This is a genomic window from Planosporangium mesophilum (assembly GCF_016863255.1).
Taxonomy (GTDB): Bacteria; Actinomycetota; Actinomycetes; order Mycobacteriales; family Micromonosporaceae; genus Planosporangium; species Planosporangium mesophilum.
The window spans coordinates 1-20970 of the sequence record NZ_BOON01000055.1 but is presented as its reverse complement, the minus strand read 5'-3'; the positions used below and the strand labels follow the sequence as shown (position 1 = coordinate 20970).

General features: G+C 71.7%; 16 protein-coding genes. 7 read left to right on the top strand and 9 right to left on the bottom strand.

Annotated elements, in window-relative coordinates; genetic code table 11:
- Positions 1 to 5: 5 nt before the first annotated feature.
- The 6 genes from Pme01_RS26070 to Pme01_RS26045 form a co-directional block, all read right to left on the bottom strand.
- A complete protein-coding gene (locus Pme01_RS26070) occupies positions 6 to 1187 on the bottom strand; it encodes an ROK family transcriptional regulator (protein WP_168118184.1) in 1182 nt (393 codons plus the stop codon).
- On the bottom strand, positions 1187 to 2485 hold the full coding sequence (locus Pme01_RS26065) for an ROK family protein (protein WP_203935869.1): 1299 nt from the start codon (positions 2483 to 2485) through the stop codon (positions 1187 to 1189). Before Pme01_RS26065 ends, Pme01_RS26070 begins: the two co-directional genes overlap by 1 nt.
- 44 nt (positions 2486 to 2529) lie before the next feature.
- On the bottom strand, positions 2530 to 3186 hold the full coding sequence (locus tag Pme01_RS26060) for a maleylpyruvate isomerase N-terminal domain-containing protein (RefSeq protein ID WP_168117398.1): 657 nt from the start codon (positions 3184 to 3186) through the stop codon (positions 2530 to 2532).
- A gap of 66 nt (positions 3187 to 3252) precedes the next feature.
- Positions 3253 to 4488: an LCP family protein gene (locus Pme01_RS26055; RefSeq protein WP_168117399.1), complete on the bottom strand. Its 1236-nt coding sequence runs from the start codon at positions 4486 to 4488 to the stop codon at positions 3253 to 3255.
- A 171-nt stretch (positions 4489 to 4659) separates the two neighbouring features.
- Positions 4660 to 5175, bottom strand: a complete 516-nt coding sequence (locus Pme01_RS26050) for an inorganic diphosphatase (RefSeq protein WP_168117452.1) — start codon at positions 5173 to 5175, stop codon at positions 4660 to 4662.
- A 146-nt stretch (positions 5176 to 5321) separates the two neighbouring features.
- Entirely contained in the window at positions 5322 to 7877 is a 2556-nt protein-coding gene (locus Pme01_RS26045; protein ID WP_168117400.1) for a hypothetical protein, read from the bottom strand.
- 205 nt (positions 7878 to 8082) lie between these two features.
- On the opposite strand from Pme01_RS26045, the gene Pme01_RS26040 reads away from it, so the two are divergent.
- From Pme01_RS26040 to Pme01_RS26015, 6 genes are all read left to right on the top strand, one after another.
- Entirely contained in the window at positions 8083 to 10770 is a 2688-nt protein-coding gene (locus tag Pme01_RS26040; RefSeq protein WP_168117401.1) for a putative bifunctional diguanylate cyclase/phosphodiesterase, read from the top strand.
- Positions 10771 to 10882: 112 nt separating this feature from the next.
- Positions 10883 to 12073: an FIST signal transduction protein gene (locus Pme01_RS26035; protein ID WP_168117402.1), complete on the top strand. Its 1191-nt coding sequence runs from the start codon at positions 10883 to 10885 to the stop codon at positions 12071 to 12073.
- Between the two features lie 188 nt (positions 12074 to 12261).
- Positions 12262 to 14958 carry a putative bifunctional diguanylate cyclase/phosphodiesterase gene (locus tag Pme01_RS26030; protein WP_168117403.1) on the top strand — a complete coding sequence of 899 codons (2697 nt, stop codon included), beginning with the start codon at positions 12262 to 12264 and terminating at the stop codon, positions 14956 to 14958.
- 132 nt (positions 14959 to 15090) lie between these two features.
- Positions 15091 to 15291, top strand: a complete 201-nt coding sequence (locus tag Pme01_RS26025) for a hypothetical protein (protein WP_168117404.1) — start codon at positions 15091 to 15093, stop codon at positions 15289 to 15291.
- A 24-nt stretch (positions 15292 to 15315) separates the two neighbouring features.
- The gene (locus Pme01_RS26020; RefSeq protein WP_168117405.1) at positions 15316 to 16377 is read left to right on the top strand and encodes an alpha/beta hydrolase; all 1062 of its coding nucleotides are present in this window, start codon (positions 15316 to 15318) and stop codon (positions 16375 to 16377) included.
- A 132-nt stretch (positions 16378 to 16509) separates the two neighbouring features.
- Positions 16510 to 17295, top strand: coding sequence for a peptidylprolyl isomerase (locus tag Pme01_RS26015; RefSeq protein ID WP_239088470.1), 786 nt, complete (start codon positions 16510 to 16512; stop codon positions 17293 to 17295).
- 49 nt (positions 17296 to 17344) lie between these two features.
- Here the strand turns inward: Pme01_RS26015 and Pme01_RS26010 are convergent, their stop codons facing one another.
- From Pme01_RS26010 to Pme01_RS26000, 3 genes are read right to left on the bottom strand one after another with little or no spacing between them, the layout of a single operon-like run.
- A complete protein-coding gene (locus tag Pme01_RS26010; protein ID WP_168117454.1) occupies positions 17345 to 18133 on the bottom strand; it encodes an amino acid ABC transporter ATP-binding protein in 789 nt (262 codons plus the stop codon).
- A gap of 35 nt (positions 18134 to 18168) precedes the next feature.
- Positions 18169 to 19059, bottom strand: coding sequence for an amino acid ABC transporter permease (locus tag Pme01_RS26005; RefSeq protein ID WP_239088469.1), 891 nt, complete (start codon positions 19057 to 19059; stop codon positions 18169 to 18171).
- Positions 19032 to 19862 carry a basic amino acid ABC transporter substrate-binding protein gene (locus Pme01_RS26000; RefSeq protein ID WP_168117406.1) on the bottom strand — a complete coding sequence of 277 codons (831 nt, stop codon included), beginning with the start codon at positions 19860 to 19862 and terminating at the stop codon, positions 19032 to 19034. The genes Pme01_RS26005 and Pme01_RS26000 overlap by 28 nt, the downstream gene beginning before the upstream one ends.
- Before the next feature lie 149 nt (positions 19863 to 20011).
- Here Pme01_RS26000 and Pme01_RS25995 point away from each other — a divergent pair, with 149 nt between their 5' ends.
- The gene (locus tag Pme01_RS25995) at positions 20012 to 20935 is read left to right on the top strand and encodes a diacylglycerol/lipid kinase family protein (RefSeq protein WP_168117407.1); all 924 of its coding nucleotides are present in this window, start codon (positions 20012 to 20014) and stop codon (positions 20933 to 20935) included.
- Positions 20936 to 20970: the final 35 nt, after the last annotated feature.

Genomic DNA, 20970 nt, shown 5'->3' with positions numbered 1-20970 from the left:
GAGGCTCAGAGCGTCGAGAAGATCTGGTCGCTCGCCGCGACCACCGCCCCCAGCACCCCGGCGGTCTCGCCGATCTCCGACAGCACGATCGGGAGGTTGCCGGTCGCCAGCGGCATCGCACGGCTGTACACCGTCTGCCGGATCTCGGCGAGCAGCACGTGCCCGAGGCGCGACACCCCACCGGACACGACGACCAGCGGCGGGTTCATGAAGTTGACCAGGCCGGCGAGCACGTTTCCCAGCCGCTGGCCGCCGGACCTGATCAGCCGTACCGCGACCGGGTCGCCGTGGCGGGCTGCGACGCCGACGTCGACGGCGGTGAGCACGCCGTTTCGGGCCAGCAGGTCGGCCAGAACGGTCGACTCGCTCGACGTGGCGGCGGCCGTCGCCTGTCGGGCCAGCGCGGCGCCGCCGAACGTCGCCTCCAGGCAGCCGCGGCTCCCGCACGGGCACAGCGGCTCGTCGTCGACCCGGATGTGGCCGATGTCCCCGGCGCAGCCGGCGATGCCCCGGTAGACGGCTCCGTTCATGACCAGGGCACTGCCGATCCCGGTACCGATTTTGACGAAGAGGAAGTCGTCCATGCCCTTCGCGACGCCGCCCCAGCGCTCGCCGACGGCCATCAGGTTCACGTCGTTGTCCACGGTGACCGGGCAGCCGTACTCGCGGGCGACCTGGTCGCGCAGCGGGTAGTGGTGCCAGCCGGGCATGAGCGGCGGGCTGACCGGTACCCCGTCGCGGTAGCTGACCGGGCCGGGCACCCCGATGCCGATACCGCTCGGCCGGTCCGTGCCCACCTCGCCCGACACCTTGGTGATGAGGTCCCGTACCTGGGCGAGCACCTTCCGGGGGCCGTCCCGGATGTCGACGGGCTCCTCGACGAACGCGAGCAGGTCGAGTCGGCTGTTCGCGACCCCGACCGCGACCGAGGTGGCGCCGAGGTCTACGCCGACGAAGCGAAGATCGTCGGCGAGGGCGACCAGCGGCGACGGGCGGCCTCCGCGCGAGACGCCCGGGCCGTCGCGCTGGACCAGCCCGACGGTGGCCAACTCGTCGAGTTCCCCGGCGAGGCGGGACCGGCTGACGCCGGTGAGGCTGACGAGTTCGGCCCTGGTACACGGGCCGCGGTCACGCAGCAGCCGCAGGATCCGTGACTGCTCGGGCGTCCGTTGCGAGTGCGGAGTCACTACCGCCCTCCCGTCGCGACCAGGGCCGCCGGGATGTCGGTACGGCCACGGGGCGAACCGGCGTCGATCCACAGCGGCAGGTGCTGCCGGGAGAACAGCTCGTCGATGACCATGTACGCGGCGCCCATGAGCCCGGCGCGGTCGCCCAGTGCACTGTGGACGATGCGGAGGTCGCGGGTTGCCAGCGGCAGCGAGCGGCGGTAGACGACCTGGCGGATCGCGGCGAGCAGCACGTCGCCGGCGTTGGCGACCTGGCCGCCGATGACGATGAGTGACGGGTTGTAGAAGTTGACCACGGTCGCGAGCGTGGTACCGATCAGCCGGCCGGACCGGGCCAGCAGCTCCACGCTGACCGGGTCACCGTGGCGCGCCGCCGTACTGATGTCGCTGCCGTTGATCGGCCGGCCGGAGGCGAGCACCTCAGCCAGGTAGCCGCTGCGGCCCTCCCGGGCCGCGCGGGTGCCTTCGCGGGCCAGCGCCCCGCCGCCGGCCAGAGCCTCCAGGCAGCCGACGTTGCCGCAACGGCAGACCACGTCGGTGTCGTCGACCACGGCCACGTGCCCGACGTCGCCGGCGCAGCCCTGGCCACCCCGGTGCAGCCGGCCGCCGGAGATCAGACCGGCGCCGATCCCCGTACCGATCTTGACGTACACCACGTCGTCCACGCCCTTGGCCAGGCCGGCCCGGTACTCGCCGAGCGCCATCGTGTTGACCTCGTTGTCCACCCAGGTCGACACCCGGTAGCGGGTGGCCAACCGGTCGCGCACCGGATAGTCGTCCCAGCCCGGCATGATCGGTGGTGCGATCGGGCGCCCGGTGGCGAACTCCACCGGACCGGGCACGCCGACGCCGATACCCCACAGGAGGTCCGCCGCGTCCGGCCGCTCGGCCAGGATCCGGTCGAACAGCGCCTCGACGCGGTCGAGGGTCCGCTCCGGGCCGGCCGCGATGTCGTTGCGCTCCCGGTACTGTGTGAGCAGGTGGCCCGAGAGGTCGGCCAGCGCGACGTTGAGGGCGGTGGCGCCCAGCTCGGCCACGAGCACGTGACCGGCGTCGGCGCGGAACGTCAACTGTCGCGGGGCCCGGCCCCCGGTCGACGGGCCGAGTGCGCCGTCGCCGACCAGGCCGTGCTCCATCAGCTCGGCGACCCGCTGGGCGATGACCGTACGCCCGAGCCCGGAGTGCCGACCGAGCTCCGGTCGGGTCGCGGCCGCGCCGGCGCGTACCAGATCCAGGACGGCGACGAGGCTGTCGAGCCGCTCGGACGCGAGCGGAGCGCGCTCCGCCGGTTCACCCATGCCCGCCTCCTCCTCGCCGCATCAAGGAAATCGGCTACACGCCGTCAGTAGTGCACGTCGTCGTCGGCCGGGCCGAACGCGAAGAGACGGTCCAGGATCGGCTCCGGGTTCCCCGACCAGTCCAGCGCCGCCACCTGCCGTCGGCTGCGCCGGCCCATCAGTACCCGGCCGAGCGTGAACGCGTCGCAGTGCAGCGTGGCGATCGGCTCACCCGTACCCAGGAGGTGCTCCGCGCCGTCGACGGCGAACCGGATCGGGGGCAGGGTCGACTTCGCCCACCGCGCCTGGAACCCGGACACGAGCCGGTCGCGTACCCAGGCGGTCTCGGCCGGGGTGTCCGCCGGCAGGCCGAGCGCTCCCCGGATGTCGTGCTCGTGGCTCCACGCGTCGACCCCGAGGTGGAACACCTCGTCGCCGTGCAGTCGTTCGTCCAGCGTGGAGCCGCGCGCCGTCCACTCGGCGACCACGTCGGTCAGGCTCTGGTCACGCCGCTCGGCCACGGTCCGCTCGCCCCAGCCCGGGTGCGCCGCGCGGCGGTCGTCGAGCACGTCGGCGCAGACGCCTGCCAGGTGCGCGTACGTGTCCTTGATGCTCCAGCCGGGACAGGCGGGCACGCTGCGCGCGGCGGCGTCGTCGTCGAGTCGGCCGGCGAGGTCGAGCAGGCGGGAGCGGGTCGCGGCGTACACCTCGCGCGTGGGCATGCCGGGACAGTACCAACGGTCAGGGGCGGCTGGGTCACGGTGTTGCGGGGTCACGGCGTTGCGGGGTCACGGTGTTGCGGCGGCGTTGACCCAGTCCGGGTGGGCGGCGACGAAGGTGGCGAGCGTGTCGTTGCGGGCGGCCGCGAACATCTGCTTGCTGACGTCGGTGAAGAACTCGAACTCCCGACCGCCGATGACCTGGGTGTTGTACTGGCCACCGTTGGTTTTCACCATCGTGATGGCGTTCGGTTCGATGTTCTTCAGCATCATGACCCAGTCCGGAAGGGACACTCCGTTGCCGTCGAAGGTCACCGCGTCGCCGACGGCGCGCAGGGCCCGGTCGGTCGCGAGCGGGTCGGTCAGCAGGCCGGCCTTCGCGATCTTCTTGTACAGGGTGCTGATGAGCTGCTGCTGGTGCCGCTGCCGGCCGTAGTCGCCGTCCGGGATGAGCTCGCGCTGGCGCACGTAGTCGAGCGCCTGCCAGCCGGCGAGGGGCTGGCATCCGACCTGGTAGACCTGCGGCCGTACGCCGGGGATCGGCACCGGGTGGTAGTCCGGCGGCACCAGCCGGTACGGAGCGGCCAGCCGGCCGTCGGCGTCCTGGCCGATGTGTACCGAGGCGGTCTGCTCGTCGATGCACATGCTGACCCCGCCCACCGCGTCGACCACCGCTCGGAGGCCGTCGAAGTTGACGATCGCGCCGGCGTTGAAGGTGATGCCGGTGAGCCGGTTGATGGTGAGGGCGAGCAGTTCGAACCCGCCGGCCCGGCCACCCCGCTCCAGGAACCCGTACGCGAAGGCAGCGTTGATCTTGTCTGTGCCGCCCGGATATCCGGTCCTGCCGTACGGTGGGATCTCGACCTGGCTGTCCCGCGGAATCGAGATCAGGTACACGTGGTCGTGGCTCGCCGGGATGTGGACGATGATGATCGAATCGGCCCGCGCACCATTGGAGGGGTCCTCGACGCGTTCGTCGATACCGACCAGCAGCAGGTTGATCGGCCCGTCGATCAGGGCGTGCGCCGACGCCGGCCGTACGGCGACCGGGCGGGGCGCGGCCGCGGCCCCCAGCAGGGACTCCTGATGTACGTTGCCGAGGTAGCGGTCGGCCAGGAACCGGCCGCCGGCCAGGGTGAGCCCGCTGAGCAGCATCATCAGCAACCCGAGCGCGACGAGCAGGCGCGCCCAGCGGGGGCTCCGCTCCGGTCGGGCTTCACGCGCCGCTGGGTTCTTCTTCGCCGCCAGGGACTGCTGGCCGCCCTCGCCCGGCGCCGCGTCGGCGTCGCGACGGTCCTCATACACCCCGGTCCTCCGCCCTCACGTCATGGCGGCCGGGTGGCTGTCCCTCCACCTTGTACGGTCGGGCCCGGCCTCGCGGTTGGCCCCCTGCCCACGCCTACGGCGTTCGAACCCGCGAACCTGGTGGATGCCCCGGTCGGCCGCTGTCGCCGGCCGTTGCTGCGCCATCCGTTCTTACGGCGTCGGTCCGGCTGTCGGGCCGGTCGCGCTCGCCTCGCGGCGGCGCTCCCACGACCGCCTCACCTCGGCCTCGGCCTGTTCGCGCCCGACCCAGTTGGCGCCCTCGACGCTCTTGCCGGGCTCGAGGTCCTTGTAGACCTCGAAGAAGTGCTGGATCTCCAGCCGGTCGAACCTCGGCAGGTCCTCGATGTCCCGAAGATGCGCCTGCCGCGGGTCGTGGGCGGGTACGCACATCACCTTGTGGTCGCCGCCCTTCTCGTCCCACATGCAGAACATGCCGATGGCGCGACAGTAGATCAGGCAGCCAGGGAAGGTCGGCTCCCGTACCAGTACCAGCGCGTCCAGCGGCGAGTCGTCATCACCGAGGGTGCCGTCGATGAAGCCGTAATCTGCCGGGTACTGCGTGGCGGTGAAGAGCGTCCGGTTGAGCCGAATCCTCCCGGTGGATTCGTCCATCTCGTACTTGTTCCGCTCGCCCTTGGGGATCTCGACGGTCACGTCGAACTCCAAGGTCTCCATGGAAGACTCCTCCGCTCGCCCCGTGGCGGTCACGGGCTGGCCGGGTCGAGCGGGCAAGACGGCGCCACCTGACCGCAGCGCTCCCTACCACGGTAGACCCGTTGGCCGGGAGACCTTCGCTCAGGTACCCGCCGCGCTCAGGTACCCGCCGCGCCGGCCCCGGGCCGCTCGGACTCGGCGTTACTGTCGTGCCCGCCCGGCCCCTGCCGCCACAGCCAGGCCATCGCGAGGGCGAACGCCGGGTCGCGCGGATAGGCCGAGTGCCCGTACGTCGGCGGGTACCGGGTGTCACCGGGAGCCCTGCCGAAGGACGGGTCGAGCAGGGCGCAGTCGATGTGGTGCTCGATCTGCTCCCGGTCGGCCCGCCGGCGTTGCGCCTCGTCCGGCCACTCGGACGGCCGGCGATCCTCGAGGACGTACCCGCCGATCGGGTCGCTCGGCCGGTACAGGTTGCGCCACCGCGCCGCGGCGAGGTCGTCGGACCGGATCCCGTCGGTCGCGCTGGTCGCGCCGAGGAGTTCGCTGAGCCGGTACAGCGCCTCGGCGCCCAGGTACGACGGGAAGAACCGCGCGTACAACTGCCGCAGCGGGCTGCCGTAGGTCAGCAACCGGACGTGGCCGCTCGTTTCGGCGCTGAGCTGCATGACCGCCGCCGCGGTGATGACCGAGCCCTGTGAGTGGCCCGCCAGCAGCACCTGCCCGTCCCGTGGCGGCGGCCCCCAGCCCGCCTCCTCCTCGGCCCGCTCCCACGTCCCGGCCAGGTACGTGACCCGGGTGAGGAGGTCGGGAACGGCCCGCTCGGCGTAGCAGGGCGGCGCGAGCGGGTGGGTCGCCCGGGGCCAGAACGTACCGACGTCCCAGAGCACGCCGACGGTGCGGCGCCAGCCCGGGCTGGAGTAGGCCTGTCGACCGATGGAGAGGAGCACGAGTACGAGCCCGCCGAGCAGCCAGGCGCCGAGGGCGACCGCCCAGCGCCAGGAGTGCGCGAAGATGCCCGAGGGCGTCGCGAGGTCCGCGATGACGGCGGTCGTCACGACGACGGCCACCGCCGCGGCCAGCCGCCCGCCGTGGCGTTCGAGGTTGTCGATCATGGCGCCACGGCTCCAGTCCCGGATGATCGCCTGCGCGCGCCGCTGCCGTGGCGAGCCGGGCGGTGCCGACTCCAGGTTCTCGTACCGGTACGCCTGTCTGACCCGGTCCGCGATCGACTCTGCCGGGGAGCGTCGCACCACCAGCCAGATGGCGGCGGTGATCAGGACGACGGCCGCGACGCCGACCGCGGTGACCGCGGTCCACAGGACCGTCGGCGCGACGACCAGCCCCTGATGGTTGCCGGCGCCGTCGGGTGGCGGTTCCGGCGTACCCAGCCGGTCGGCGACCAGCAGCGTGACGCCCGTCATCAGGCCGTCCGCAAGCAGCCAGGCGAGGCCGGCGGTGACCACCGGCGCCATGCCGTGCCACGCGGGTCGTGCGGCCGGTGGCCTCGCTGCCGCTCGCCGTGACAACCACAGGCACGCCGTCAGGACGATGGTGACGGCGGCCTGACCGACGAACAACAGGTTGACGGTGCCGGACAGCCAGGGCAGGGGAGTGGGGTGACCGGCAGTGCGAGCGGCCGAGCCGGCCGGCCGGAGCGCCGCGACGGCGGCGAGCACGACCAGCGCGCCGCCGAACCAGGGCAGCCACCGGTACAGCGGCTCCTCGAACGGGTGCGGCCTGACGGCGTCGCCGGGGCGGTCGCGGCGGCCCATCATCGGCAGCAGTACCGCCACGGTCAGGGCCGCGAGCAGGGCGAGCGACACCGTCAGGACGGTCACGACCGGCCATCCCCAGGGGCGCCGCCACTCGTCGGGGTTGATCACCGACGGTAGCCCGCGCGCCGGCGTGGCGAGCGAACCGGCCGCGAGGAACACCGCGATGACCGCGAAGGCCGCCGCCACGTGGATCGCGCGCAGCATGCGTACCGACCGCCGACCGTTCCACATGCGACGGTCCTCCAGTGGCGTGAGCGCCCCGATCGAGGTCGCGGCCGGCACCGGTACCGACTCCATCTGCTGCCAGGTCCGGTTGCCCAGCCACCACAGCAGCAGTACCAGGGCGACCGGGACGGCCGCCGTCAGCACCAGGCGTCGCGGAGCGGTCAGCCACGGCCAGGCCAGGAAGCTGAGCGTCGAGTTGCAGGCCCGGCCGTCGACCACGCACTGCGAGCCGGCGAGATCCATGGCGACCGCGGTCGCGGCCACGACGAGTACGGCGGTCAGCGACAGTGCCAGGAGCCGCTGCAGGGCTTCGACCGTACGCTGAAGGCGCTGCCGCCGTCCGCCGGTGCCCTCCTCGTCCGGAAGGGGGGCCGGCCCCATCCAGTAGCCGACGTTCGCCAGCATGAACGGAAGGAGCAGCAGCCACAGCGCGCGGGTCCAGTTGCCCGAGGTCAGGCCCGCCCAGCTGTACGCCTCCGTGCGACCCGGCCCGGCGTCCGTGCCTTCGGGCGCTGAATGCTCGGGCGCTGAATGCTCCGGCGCCGAGCGCCGGTAGAAGCCGGCATCGCCGTCGCCGGCGACGGGTCGGACCTGTGGCGGGTCGAGAATCTCGGCGGCGGCGTGCCCACCCACGCCCGGGACGAGCACCCGTGTCCGGCCCGCACGCTCGCTGCCGGCGTGATCGTCACCGATGTACTCGATCTGCTCATTCATTGCCGCACCTCTACCGGGCTCGTGGTGGTGGGCGTCAGGAGCAACGATGTTCGCGACCCGGCGGTCCGTCAAGGCCGTCAGAATCGCGCCCCGCTTCACATATCGGCAAATTCCTAATGTCGGGTAATCGACTCGTTACCCGCTCGCTATCCTGAGGCAGGTCCCTCTCCGGGTGACCTTCCCCCTCCAGTCAGGAGGCGGCACCGTGTCATCTGAGCTGGCCCGAGCCCTGCGCAGGGCCCGCGCGACCGTGCCGGCCATGGCGATCATGCCGGCCATGGCGATCATGCCGGCCATGGCGATCATGCCGACCGTGGCGGCTGCCGTGCTGCTCGTCGCCGGGCTGACCGGCGGGTTGCCGACCGTCGCCGCCGTCGCGTCGGCCGTCGGCGTGTCGGTCGCCGCACACGCCACCCGGCTCGTCCGCGTCGCCCTGGCAATCCACCGGGGGAGTCGCGGCCTCGGCCCGTGCCGCGGTGCCGGCCTGCTCGGCCTCGGCCTGCTGGCCGGCGGTTGCACCGTCGTCGGCCTTGCCGGGTACCCGGCCGGGCTCACCGGCCGCCTCGGCTTCGCCGGGTTCCTGGTGGCGGTCGGGGTCCAACTGACGGGGTTGCTCATGCTGCCCGGGGCGGCGGCCACCCCGGCTGCCCGGCTGCAACGACTGCTCGACGGGGTTGCCGTCGGCACCTGCCTGTTCTACATCGCCTGGCTGCTGGTCCTGGCACCGCACGGTGGCGGAGGCCCTCGTACCTTCCTGGCCGGCCTCATCAGCTGCGCCGCCGCGTCCGTCGCGCTCATCACCGGCCTCCGCGCCGCCCGGTACCGTACCGCCGCGCTCGCCTGCAGCGGTGGTACCGCATTGTCGATCGCCGGGCTGGCAGGGCTGGTCGCCGCCGGTCTCACGCCGGGTGCGGCGACCTGGCTGGCAGCGGCGGCCCTGGTCGCCGGCCCGGCGCTGGCGGCGGAGGGTGCCCGTCGCGCCGAGCCCCGCGAGCCGAACCCCGCCGACGCGGACGGATCCTTCGCCGGGTACCCGCTGCTCGCGCCGCCCATCGGCGCCGCGCTGCTGGCCACGGCGTACCTGGTGGTCACCGGCGGCGGTGTGCCGGATCGCAGCGCGATCGTGCTCGGGTTGACGGCCGTCGCCGCGCTGGCGGTCCGTGAGGCGCTGGCGGCGCTCGCCGTCCGGCGGTACGCGAGGCGCCTGGCCGGTCGGGAGGCGCACTTCCGCTCCCTGGTCGCCGGTTCGCGCGACGTGACCGTCGTCATCGACACCGACCTCGTGGTCCGCTGGCTGTCGCCCGCGGCGGCCCGCCAGTTCGCGCTGTCCGAACAGGACGTCGTCAACCGTCCGTTCACCGCGATGCTGCACCCCGAGGATGCCGCGCGAGTCGTGGACTGGCTCTCCGCACCCGGTAAGGTCTCCGCGCCCCCTGACAAAGCGCAGCCGTCGCTGCTCGAGGCCCGGCTGCGCGACGGGTACGGCCGGTGGCGCGACACCGAGTCGACCCTCAGTGACCTGCGCTCCACCCCGGAGGTGGCCGCGTTCGTCGTGCACATCCGCGACATCGGTGACCGGCGTGCGATGGAGCGCACGCTGCACCAGATGGCCTTCACCGACCAGTTGACCGGGCTTGCCAACCGGCGTGAGCTGCTGCGCGCAGTCGCCGCGGCCCGCTCGGCGCGGGAGCCGGCCGGCGCCGTTCTCATCATCGAGCCGGACGGCTTGACGGTCCTCAACGATCTGCACGGGCGCGAGTTCGGCGACGCGGTCCTCATCGAGCTCGGCCGCCGGCTGCGGTCCGGCCTCGACACCGGGGACCTGCCCGCGCGGCTGGCCGGCGACCAGTTCGCCGTGCTGACCCCGGCCGGCTCCATCCTGGCGTACGCGCTGGCGAGTCGACTGGTCACGGTGCTCAGCGAGCCGTACCGGCTTCCCGGCGTCACCGCGCACCTGTCCGCCATGGTCGGGCTGGCCGAGGTGGCCGGGGCGACCGGCGTCGACGAGGTGCTGCGCTGGGCCGACCTCGCGCTGCTGCGGGCCAAGCGCACCGGTCGCGGCTCTGTCGAGTGGTACGACAAGTCGATGGAGTCGGCGCTGCTGCGCCGGATGGCCGTGGAGCAGGAACTGCCCGGCGCGATCGACCGCGGTGAGCTGGACCTGGTGTACCAGCCGGTGCTCGAGCTGACCCACCGCAGGGCCGTTGGAGCGGAGGCGCTGCTGCGCTGGCGGCATCCCCGCCTCGGTGCGGTACCACCCGCCGAGTTGATCCCGATCGCTGAGGACCTCGACCTGACCGACGAGATCAGCAGATGGGTGCTCCACCGGGCCTGCCGCCAGTTGTCGTCATGGCTGCGCGACGGCTGGGACCTGTGGCTGTCGGTCAACGTCTCGGCCCGTCAGCTGGTCTCACCCGGTTTCGTGCCGGCGCTCAGCGGTGCGATCGAGGCTCACCTCGTCGCCCCCGGGCGGGTACTGGTGGAGGTCGCCGAGACAGCGACCGGTGACCGCCCGACCCCGGATGCTCGGGAGGCCGCCTTCGCCGCGGTCCGGCTCCTGGGCGTACGTACCGCGATCGACCACTTCGGCACCGACCCCACGTCACTGGCGCACCTGCGCCGGATGGCGGTCGACGTCTTGAAGGTCGACCGGCCGCTGTTCACCGAGCCGGCCGGCCGCGGCAGGCTGGCCGCCCCGATCATGGATGTGGTGATGAGCCTGGCCGACCGGCTCGGGCTGGAGGTCATCGCCTGCGGGTTGGAGGCGGAGGCGCACCTTGAGACGGTACGGGCCGCCGGCTGCCACGTCGGACAGGGCAACCTGTTCGGCGCGCCCGCGCCCGCGGAACGCGTCGAGGCGTACCTGACCGACAACCGGTCACCGTCGCTGTAACGGCGCGCGCTCCTTGCGTGATCGTGAAGCGTATGCGCTGCTATGACCTCCCTTGCTCGGCACGATCACGGGAAGGTCTCAGGTACGGCGCCGACCCGCCGATGCCGACGTCGTGACCAGACTTCGTGCCGGCATCGGTACCAGCGCGCTCGACGATGCCGCCGCTGCCGGCCGCGCCGCCGCCGCAGCCGCGGCCGCCGACCTCGCCGCGCGCGGCGCGCAGGGGCAGCCCGCGCTGGTCATCGTGTACACGTCGGTGCGCTACGACCTGCCAGTACTGCTCTCGGGCGTCCGGGAGGTGACCGGGGAGACTCTGCTCGTCGGGGCGACGACCGCGGCCCACTTCCAGAACGGCGACCTCACGCCCGCGCGTACCGGTGTGTCGGTAATGATCATGACGTCCGGTTCCTACCGGTTCGGGGTGGCGTCGGGGGAGGGGCTCCGCGCCGACGCCTTCGAGGTTGGACGAGCGGTTGCCCGGGCGGCCCGCGCGGCTGTGGAGTCGTCGGGTCCGGCCGAGTCCCACAACGCGCTTCTCCTGCTCACCGACGGTCTGGCCGGACACCAGCAGGCGCTGCTGAATGGGATCCACCGGGTCGCGGGAGCGGCGGTGCCGGTCGTCGGGGGCGCGGCCGGGGACGACCGTCGCATGCAGGAGACGTTCGTCTTCTGCGGCGACCGGGTCCTCACCGACGCGACGGTCGCCGTGTGGATCACCTCCGCCGAGCCACTGCACGTGGTGACCGGGCACGGCTGGCGCCCGGTCGGCCTGCCGCTGCTGGTGACCAGGGTGGAGGAGTCGGTGGTACACGAGATCGCCGGACGCCCCGCCATGGACGTGTACGAGGAGCACCTGCGCTACGGCGGCGTCATGCCCGACGTGGAGAGCGACGGGCTGCAGCCCTCCCGCCGTGCTGTCCATGCGCTCGCCGTCATCGAGCCCAGCGGCGCCCAACTGATCAGGTCGATCTACCTCGCGCCGGACGGCCTGATCCGCAGCTTCACCCCGCTGCCGCACTATGCCGCCGTCCAGGTCGTCTCGGGCGTACCGGACGACCTGCTCGCCGCCAGCAAAGGCGTCGTCGACGAGGTGTTCGCCGGTCGTGAGCCCGGTGTGCTGCTCGCCTTCAGCTGTCTGACCAGGCTGGAGGTGCTGGCGGAGCGCAGCCACGAGGAGCCGGCCCGGATCCAGGCCGCCGCCGGGACCACCCCGACCTTCGGCTTCTACACGCTGGGCGAGTTCGCGCGTACCACCACCGTGGCCGGTTTCCACAACGCGACGATTGCGGCGATTGCGCTGTGACCCACAGCGTCTATGGTTCCGACGTGAGCGGTACCGACCTGAACAATGCCGCCGTGAGCAACGCCGGCGTGAACGGTGCTTCCATGAACGGTGCTCCCATGAACGGTGCTGCCATGAACGGTGCTGCCATGAACGGTGCTTCCATGAACGGTGCTCCCATGAACGGTGCTGCCGTCAACGGTGCTGCCATGAACGGTGCTGCTGCCGTGAGCGGTGCCGAGGTCCGCGTCGCGCGGCTGGAGGCCCAGCTGGCGGCCGCGACCGCCGCCGCGCAGGAGGCGTACCGCGACACCACGCGCCTGATCCGGCTGCTGACCGTCATCAGCCAGCCCTCCTCCTCCGCCGACCTGGTGGAGGACACGCTGAGCACGCTCTCGGACGTCTTCGCCGCCGACGTCGTCTGCATCGGCCGGCTGGTCGGCGACAAGCTGACCATCCAGAGTTCGTGCGGCCTCACCGAGGGCGACCCGGCGCATACGGAGGGCTGGTCCGCCAGCAACACCGCGCGCACGGCCCTGGCCGACCGGCGTACCGTGGCGGCCGCCTACGACCACTCCGTCGAGCTGCCCCCGGCGCTCGCCACGCTCGGCGTGCGCACCGCCGCCTGGGTCCCGCTCGCGACCGGCCCGGACGAGCTGCTCATCCTGTACCGCCGCTCCGAGGAGTTGTTCACCTCGGGAGAGCAGCAGGTGCTGTCGTCCGTGGCGGACCGGCTGTGTCTGGCGCTGCGGTCCCGCGAGCGCAGCGCAGCCACCGAGCGGCTGGCCGAGTGCGGTCCCCGGCTGACCCGCCACCTCGACCTCGAGCCGCTGCTGTCGGAGGCGGCCGAACTGCTCCACCAGCTCACCTGCTCCCAGCGCGCGTGGATCGCGGTCGTCGACGGGGACACGGCCGAGCTGCGGTCGCGGGCGGGGCTGGCGCTACAGGAGGGGCTGGGCTCACCGGAGGGACAGTCGCCGGTACCGGCGGGTTGGCCGCGGCCCGTCGTGGAGCTGCCGGGCTGGGAGACCCTGGTCCAGGGCCAGCCCCACCACGGCGTGGACGGATCGCACGCGGTGCTGTGCGTACCCGTCATGCGGGCCGACGCCCCGACCGCCCTGCTGTACGTCGCCCGGGACGCCCGGCGGCCGTTCCTCGCGGACGTGGTGGAGGTATGCACCGTCTTCGCCAACTATCTCGGTGCGGCCCTGGTGAACGCACAGCTCTACCAGGCGCTCGCGCGCAGCGAGGCGTCGCTGCGACTGATCACCGATTCGATCAGCGACATGATCGCGGTGATCGACGCGGACAACCGTTTCATCTACGCCTCACCGTCGTACGCGCGGGAACTGGGCTACGACCCGGCGACGCTCATCGGCCAGCCGGCGGCGGACATGATCTACCTCGACGACCTGGAGTCCGTGCGCGCCGTCCGGGGAGAGCTGGCCGGATTGTCCAAGGTGGAGTACCGGGTCTGGGACGGCAACGGCTCGCTGGTCTGGGTGGAGAGCGCCCTCCGCCCCGCGCCGTCCGAGGACGGCTCGATCGTGGTTTCGTCCCGCATCGTGGACGAGCGCAAGTGGCTCGAGGAAGAGCTGCGCCAGCGGGCCACCCACGACCCGCTGACCGGGCTGGCCAACCGGGCGCTGGTCGGGGAGTTCCTCGACGAGGCGCTCAGCGTGCCCGACATCACCGAGGTCGGCCTGCTCTTCTGCGACCTCGACAAGTTCAAGGCGATCAACGACCGGCTCGGCCACGAGGCGGGTGACCAGCTTCTCGTGCAGGTCACCGACCGGCTCAGCCGGTGCCTGCGCCCGACCGACCTGCTCGCGCGCTTCGGCGGCGACGAGTTCGTGTTCGTCCTGGACGGGGTGAACGACCTGACGGAGGTCACCGAGGTCGGCCGGCGGGTGCTGCGCGCCCTGGACAAGCCGTTCCAGCTCGCAAACGAGTGGGTACAGATGTCGGCCAGCGTCGGCGGGGTCACCGGTACCCGTCGCCAGACGACCGCCAGCGACATGCTCAGGGACGCCGACGCCGCCATGTACCAGGCGAAGGAGAACGGTCGGGGGCTCGTCGAGGTCTTCGACGTGGACGCCTCCACCCGCTCCCGGGACCGCCTCGACATCCGCTCCGACCTGCAGCGCGCGCTGGAGCGCAACCAGCTGTCGGTCCACTACCAGCCCATCTGGGCCCTCGACAGCGGGGAGATCGTCAGCTTCGAGGCGCTGGTGAGGTGGCACCACCCGGAGCGGGGGCCGATCGGGCCGGACGTGTTCATCCCGTTCGCGGAGGAGACCGGCGCCATCGTCGAGATCGGGCGCTGGGTGATGGCACAGGCGTGCCGCCAGCTCGTGTCGTGGCAGCAGCGCTTCCCCGGCCGACCGCTCGGGATCAACGTCAACGTGTCCCCGGCTCAGCTGCGACGCCCCGAGGTGGCGGCGGATCTGCTGGCGGCCATCCGGGACACCGGGGTGGAGCCGGCGGACGTGTGGCTGGAGGTCACCGAGCACAGCTACGTCCACGACGACGTGACGCAGTGGGCGACCGCGCTGCGCGCCTCCGGGGCGCACTTCGCCCTCGACGACTTCGGTACGTCGTACTGCAGTCTCGCGTATCTGAAGCGGTTCCCGATCGAGGGGTTGAAGATCGACCGGTCGTTCGTGTCCGGCATGGTCGACGGGAGCGCCGACCGCAGCATCGTGCGGGCCGTGCTGGCCATCGCGGAATCCCTGGACCTGCGGGTCGTGGCCGAGGGTATCGAGACCGAGGAGCAGCGGGAGATGCTGATCGAGCTGGGCTGCCGCACCGGACAGGGCTACCTGATGTCCCGCCCGGTGACCGCCGATGAGGCGACCGCCCTGCTGATACCGGTACAGGGGTCCAGTCACCGCCTCACGGCGTGACCTTCGCACCGTACGACCTCGCACCGTACGGCCTAATCCGGCCGGGTGGCGCGGCTCGTCTTCGGCGCGTCGGCACACTCAGTACCCAGTCGTGCTCGTAGGGTCGAACCCTGGTACGAGCGGGAGGTGCTCATGGGGGAGTCGAGGCGGCCGACCGAGGTGGCCTGGGTGTTCCGGCCCGACCTGTCGCAGCGGCGCACGCAGCCGCTGCACGCCCTGGTCGGCAAGCCGGTGTACGGCGTGGGTGCGCCGGGTGACGACGGCCGGGTCGAGATCGTCCTGCAGGACGGGACCCGGGTACGGGCCACCCCCGGCGAGGTCGTCGCCGAGTAGGGGTCCGTCGGCTACCGTGACTCAATGATCGTCTCGGCGGGGCCGGGTCGCGGTCCGCTCGCAGCGGTGGCGGTTGGCGCGGCGGCTGCCCGATTCCGGCGCGCCCGCGGTGTGGCCCGCTCGGCAGCCGGCGCTGCCGTCGTGGCCCTGCTGGTCACGGGTCTTTCGGTCATGGGCCTCTCCGGATGCGCCACCGACGCGTCGGCGGGCCGGTTCATCGGGCCGTCGGCGTCCGCACAGCCGCACTCCGCGGCCCCGCACTCTACGGCCCCGAATGCTGAGCCGTGGCTGCTCGAGGCGCGCCGGACCGGCGGCCCGGGCAAGGGTGTCTGGACGTCGATGACGCTGCCCGGCCGGCGCACCGGGTACCAGCTCCCGGCCCAGGTCTACGTGCCCGACGCGTACTTCGACCCGCAGCAGCCCGGCCGGCGCTTCCCCGTCGTCCTGCTGCTCGCCGGCTTCCCGGGCGCGATCGAGCACTGGGACACGCAGGGTCACGTGCTGCCGATCCTCGACCGGATGATGGCCGAGCAGAAGATCCCGCCGATGATTCTCGTGTCCCCGTCCCAGAACCCCGAACCCGACCGCGACAGCGAATGCATCGACGCGGTCGGTGGGGCGCGGGCCGACACATACCTGAGCCAGGACGTACCGGAGGCGATCGCGGCGCACCTGCGGGTGACGCAGGACCGCGCGGGCTGGTCGGCGATGGGGTACTCGACCGGCGGGTACTGCGCCGTCGACCTCGCGCTGCGCCACCCGGAACGGTTCGCCTCGGCGGTCAGCCTCGACGGGTACTTCGCCCCGGCGATCGACAACACCACCGGGGACCTGTTCAAGGGGGACGCCGCCGCCGAGCGTTCGTACACGCCGACGCGGATCGTGCGTGACCAGCGCCCGGCCGCGCTGCGGTTCTACCTGGTCGCCGGTACGACCGAAGCGAAGGTCAGGAGCGAGGCGCGCGCGTTCGCGGCGGCCGTGCACGCGCCCGACACGGCGACGGTCGTGGAGGTACCCGGCGGTCACAACTGGGACACCTGGAACAGGGCGATGCCGGGCGCATTGACGTGGTTGTCTGCCAGTTGAGGCTGTCTGTCGCCTGAGCTTGACGCTTCTATCGACGTTGGCGGATCCTTCGTTGGTCTGAGTGTCGGTGATCCAGGGGAGGACGAAGACGTGCGCTCCAGAATGGCGGCTACGGCGTTGACAGGTACCGTATTGGCCGCTGCAGTGCTCGCCGCCACGGCGCTGGTCGTCCCGGGCGGCCCGGCTTCGGCCGCCACCGGCGGGAACGCTTCGGCCGCCACCGGCGGGAACGCTTCGGCCGCCACCGGCGGGAACGCTTCGGCCGCCACGGGGGGCGGCGCCCCGCCGCCGAGAACCACCCATGGCCCGTGCGGGTACACCGAGACCCCGGACGAGCCGGCCGCCCGGCCGGTGCCGCTGCCTCCGGACCCGCGCCGGACTCTGAACCGCGGCACCGTCGACACGGTCCTGAAGACCAACCACGGCGACATCGGGCTCACGCTCGACCGGGCCGAGGCGCCCTGTACCGTGCAGAGCTTCCTGCACCTGGTCAGGCACCGGTTCTACGACCGGACCCCGTGTCACCGGCTCACCGCGTACCCGACCCTCAAGGTCCTGCAGTGCGGCGACCCGACCGGCACCGGCGAGGGCGGTCCCGGGTACCGGTACAAGGACGAGCTGCCGACCGACCTGCCGCCCGCGCCGACCGACCCGACCGGTGCGCGCAAGGTGTACAAGCGCGGCGTCCTCGCCATGGCCAACGCCGGCCCGGACACCAACGGCAGCCAGTTCTTCCTCGTCTACGCCGACTCCGCGCTGCGGCCGAACTACACCATCTTCGGGACGGTCGACTCCAACGGCCTCGCCGTCCTGGACGAGATCGCCGCGGGCGGCGTGAAGCCCAACCCTGACAGCCCCGTGGACGGGGAGCCCGCGCTACCGGCGAACATCATCCGGGCAAGGATCGATTACTTCTGAGCGACCAGGTCCGAGGACGCAGCGGGGGAAGGTCCGGAAGGCCGGGTCCTCATCCGTCGTGCTGTGCCCTCGGCTGCGCGCCGATCTCGCTCTCGCTGACGCGGGTCGGCTCGAGTACGCGGTGCAGGAACTCGGCGGTCCGGCGTTCCCGGGGCGCGCCGAAGACCTGGGCCGGCTCGCCCGACTCCACGATCACGCCGCCGTCCATGAAGACCACCCGGGACGCCACCTCCCGGGCGAACGCCATCTCGTGGGTGACCACGAGCATCGTCATCCCGTCCGCGGCCAGCCCGCGCATCACGGCGAGAACCTCACCTACCAGCTCCGGGTCGAGCGCGCTGGTCGGTTCGTCGAACAGCATGAGCTGCGGATCCATCGCCAGCGCGCGGGCGATCGCGACCCGCTGCTGCTGCCCGCCGGACAGCTGCGCCGGGTACGCGTCGGCCTTGTCTGCCAGGCCGACGCGCTCCAGGTTCGCCGCTGCGATCCGCTGCGCCTCGGCCCGCGACCGGCGCAGCACACGGCGCTGCGAGATCGTCAGGTTCTCCCGTACCCGCAAATGGCCGAACAGGTTGAACTGCTGGAACACCATGCCGATCCGGCGGCGGACCCCGTCGATGTCGCAGTCGGGGTCGGTGACTTCCACGCCGCCCACCCGGATCGTGCCGCCGGTCGGCACCTCGAGCAGGTTCACGCAGCGCAGCAGCGTCGACTTGCCCGAGCCGGAGGGGCCGATCACGCAGACGACCTCGCCGCTGTCGACCGACAGGTCGATACCCCGCAGGACCTCAAGCGCGCCGAACGACTTGCGCAGGCCGCTGATCTCGATGGCGGACAGGGCGCTCACCTCTCTGTGTTTCACCTATCCCGCGTTCATCTCTCCCGCGCGGCGCGGCGTTCGAGCCACCGCACCAACTGCGACAGCGGCAACGTGATCGCCAGGTACAGCAGGCCGGCCACGACCAGCGGGGTCGGGTTGACCTGCGAGTTCAGCGCGTCGCCGGCGAACTTCGTCAGCTCGATGGTGGACGCGGTCACGCCGAGGACGTACGCCAGTGAGGTGTCCTTGGTGAGTCCGACGAACTCGTTGGTCAGCGGCGGGATCACGATGCGGAACGCCTGCGGCAGGACGATCGAGACCATCGCCCGGCCGTGCGACATGCCCAGCGAGCGGGCGGCCTCGGTCTGCCCCTTCGGTACCGCCTGGATGCCCGCCCGGATGGTCTCGGCCATGTACGCGGCGGCGGTGGCGCCCAACCCCAGGGTCACCGCGCCGTACACGCCGCCCGGGATCTCCCGGTCGGGGAAGGCCTGCGGGATGCCGTAGCCGACCATGAACAGCACCAGCAGCCTCGGCAGGCCCCGGAACAGTTCGATGTAGGCGGTGGCGAACCACCGGTACGGCGCGATCGTCGACAGCCGCATCAGCGCCAGGACCAGGCCGAGTACCAGCCCGAAGGCGAACGCGAGCAGGGTGTAGACGATCGTGTTGCGCAGCGCCGTGGTGACCGCGCCGGGGAACATGGCGCGCGCGACATCGACCCGGAAGAACGAATCGGCGAGGCGCTGCCAGTCGGCGGCCGCCGCGACACCGACCACCACGAGGACGAACACGGCGTAGCCGGCCGCCCGTACCAGCCGCTCGCGCCGGCGGCGCCCGAGTCGACGACGGCCGGGTTCCTGGATCACCGGAGCCGTCGTCGCAGGGCTGTTCGTGTCGGTCACGCTGCCGTCGGTCACGCCGCCGGCTTCGCGCCGATCCACTTCTCGTACAGCTTGTCGTAGGTGCCGTCGCGCTTCGCCTCGGCGAGCGCCTCGTTGACGGTCTGCAACAGCTTGGCGTTGCCGCCCTTCTTGACCGCGAACCCGTACTGCTCACCGGTGTTGAACCCGGCGGCGATGACCACCTTGTCCGGGTTGTTGCGGACGTACTCGTTCCAGACCGGCAGGTCACCCACGGCGGCCTCGATCTGGCCGGTGGCGAGCGCCTGCTGCTCGGAGCCCAGGTCCTGGTAGGCCACGACCTCGATGTTGAGGCCCTTCTCCTTGACCTGCTTCTTGACGTACTCGTCGCCGGTGGTGTTGCCCTGCACCCCGAGCCGCTTGCCGGCGAGGTCCGCGAGGGACTTGTACGGCTTGCCCGCCGGTACGGCGAGGGCCTGGGTGGCGTCGAAGTACGGGTCGGAGAAGTCGAGCACCTGGCGCCGCGCGTCCGTGATGGTCATGCCGGCCGCCGCCACGTCACACTTGCCGCTGTTGAGGTCCTGACCGGACTTGATTCCCTCGAACGGGGTGTCGATGACCTCCTGGGTGACGCCCAACTTCTTGGCGGTCAGGTCGATGAGGTCGACGTCGAAGCCGATCACCTTGCCGCTGGTGTCCTTGGACTGGAACGGCGGGTACGGCAGGTGCGTACAGGTCACGAGCTTTCCGCTCTTCACCAGTTTCACGCCGTCGGCGGTCGTCGCGCCGCTGTCCTTCTTCGCGCAGCCCGCGATGGCCGAAACGGCGAGCAGCATCGCGGCGGCAAGCGTGACGGACCTGGAAACGACGGGCCTGGAAACCATGGATCTGGAAACCATGGATCTGGAAACCACCGGTCTGGGAGCCATGGGGCCAGACCCTAACAGACCTGTCGAACCATCAATGACATGCGTATTCAGGTGTTGCGGGCTGCACAGTGGTTGGGCGTGAAGATCATCGGGTACTCCCGTCGATGTCCGAGCCGGACGGGTTCGACCTGAGCGGGGGGTGGGTGATGGGAGCGGGCACTGTCGCCGTGGTCGCGCACCGGCGCAAGACATTCGGCGGCGGCCTCGACGAGCTGCGCAAACGGGTCACCGACGAGTGCGTCGGCGAACTTCTCTGGTACGAGGTGTCGAAGAGCCGGAAGGCCGGCAAGAAGGCCCGCAAGGCGCTCGAGAAGGGCGCCGACCTCATCTTCGTGTGGGGCGGCGACGGGACGGTGCAGCGGTGTATTGATGCGCTGGCCGGCTCCGACGCGGCGGTCGCCATCGTCCCCGCGGGTACGGCCAACATGCTCGCCGGCAACCTCGGCATCCCGCAGGATCTGCCCGCCGCGGTGAGCATCGGATTCCACGGCCCGCGTCGCAAGCTGGACCTGGGGAAGGTCAACGGCGAGCACTTCGCGGTCATGGCGGGAGCCGGCCTCGACGGCGGGATGATCCGCGATGCCGACCGCGGCATGAAAGACAGGGCGGGGCGCCTCGCGTACGTGTGGACCGCGCTCAAGCACGTGCGCGACGACACGGAACCGGTGAAGATCCGTATCGACGGCACGACGTGGTTCGACGGCAAGGCGAGCTGCGTACTGGTGGGCAACGTCGGCACCATCACCGGCGGTATCCGCGTCTTCGACCGCGCTCGCACCGACGACGGCTGGCTGGAGATCGGTGTCGCGACGGCGCGGGGCGCGTGGCAGTGGGCGCGTACGTTCGGCCGGATCGTCGCGGGGCGGCCGGAGCGGTCGCCGTTCGTACGGACCACCCGGGCGAAGAGGATCGACGTGCGGGCGCGCCGGCCCATCCCGTACGAGCTCGACGGCGGTGACCGGGGGACGACCACCCGTCTGAAGGTCCGCGTCGCACCGGCCGCCATCACGGTCTGCCTGCCGGATTGACGTTCTCCCGGCCCTAAAGGACGGGGATTCCTTCC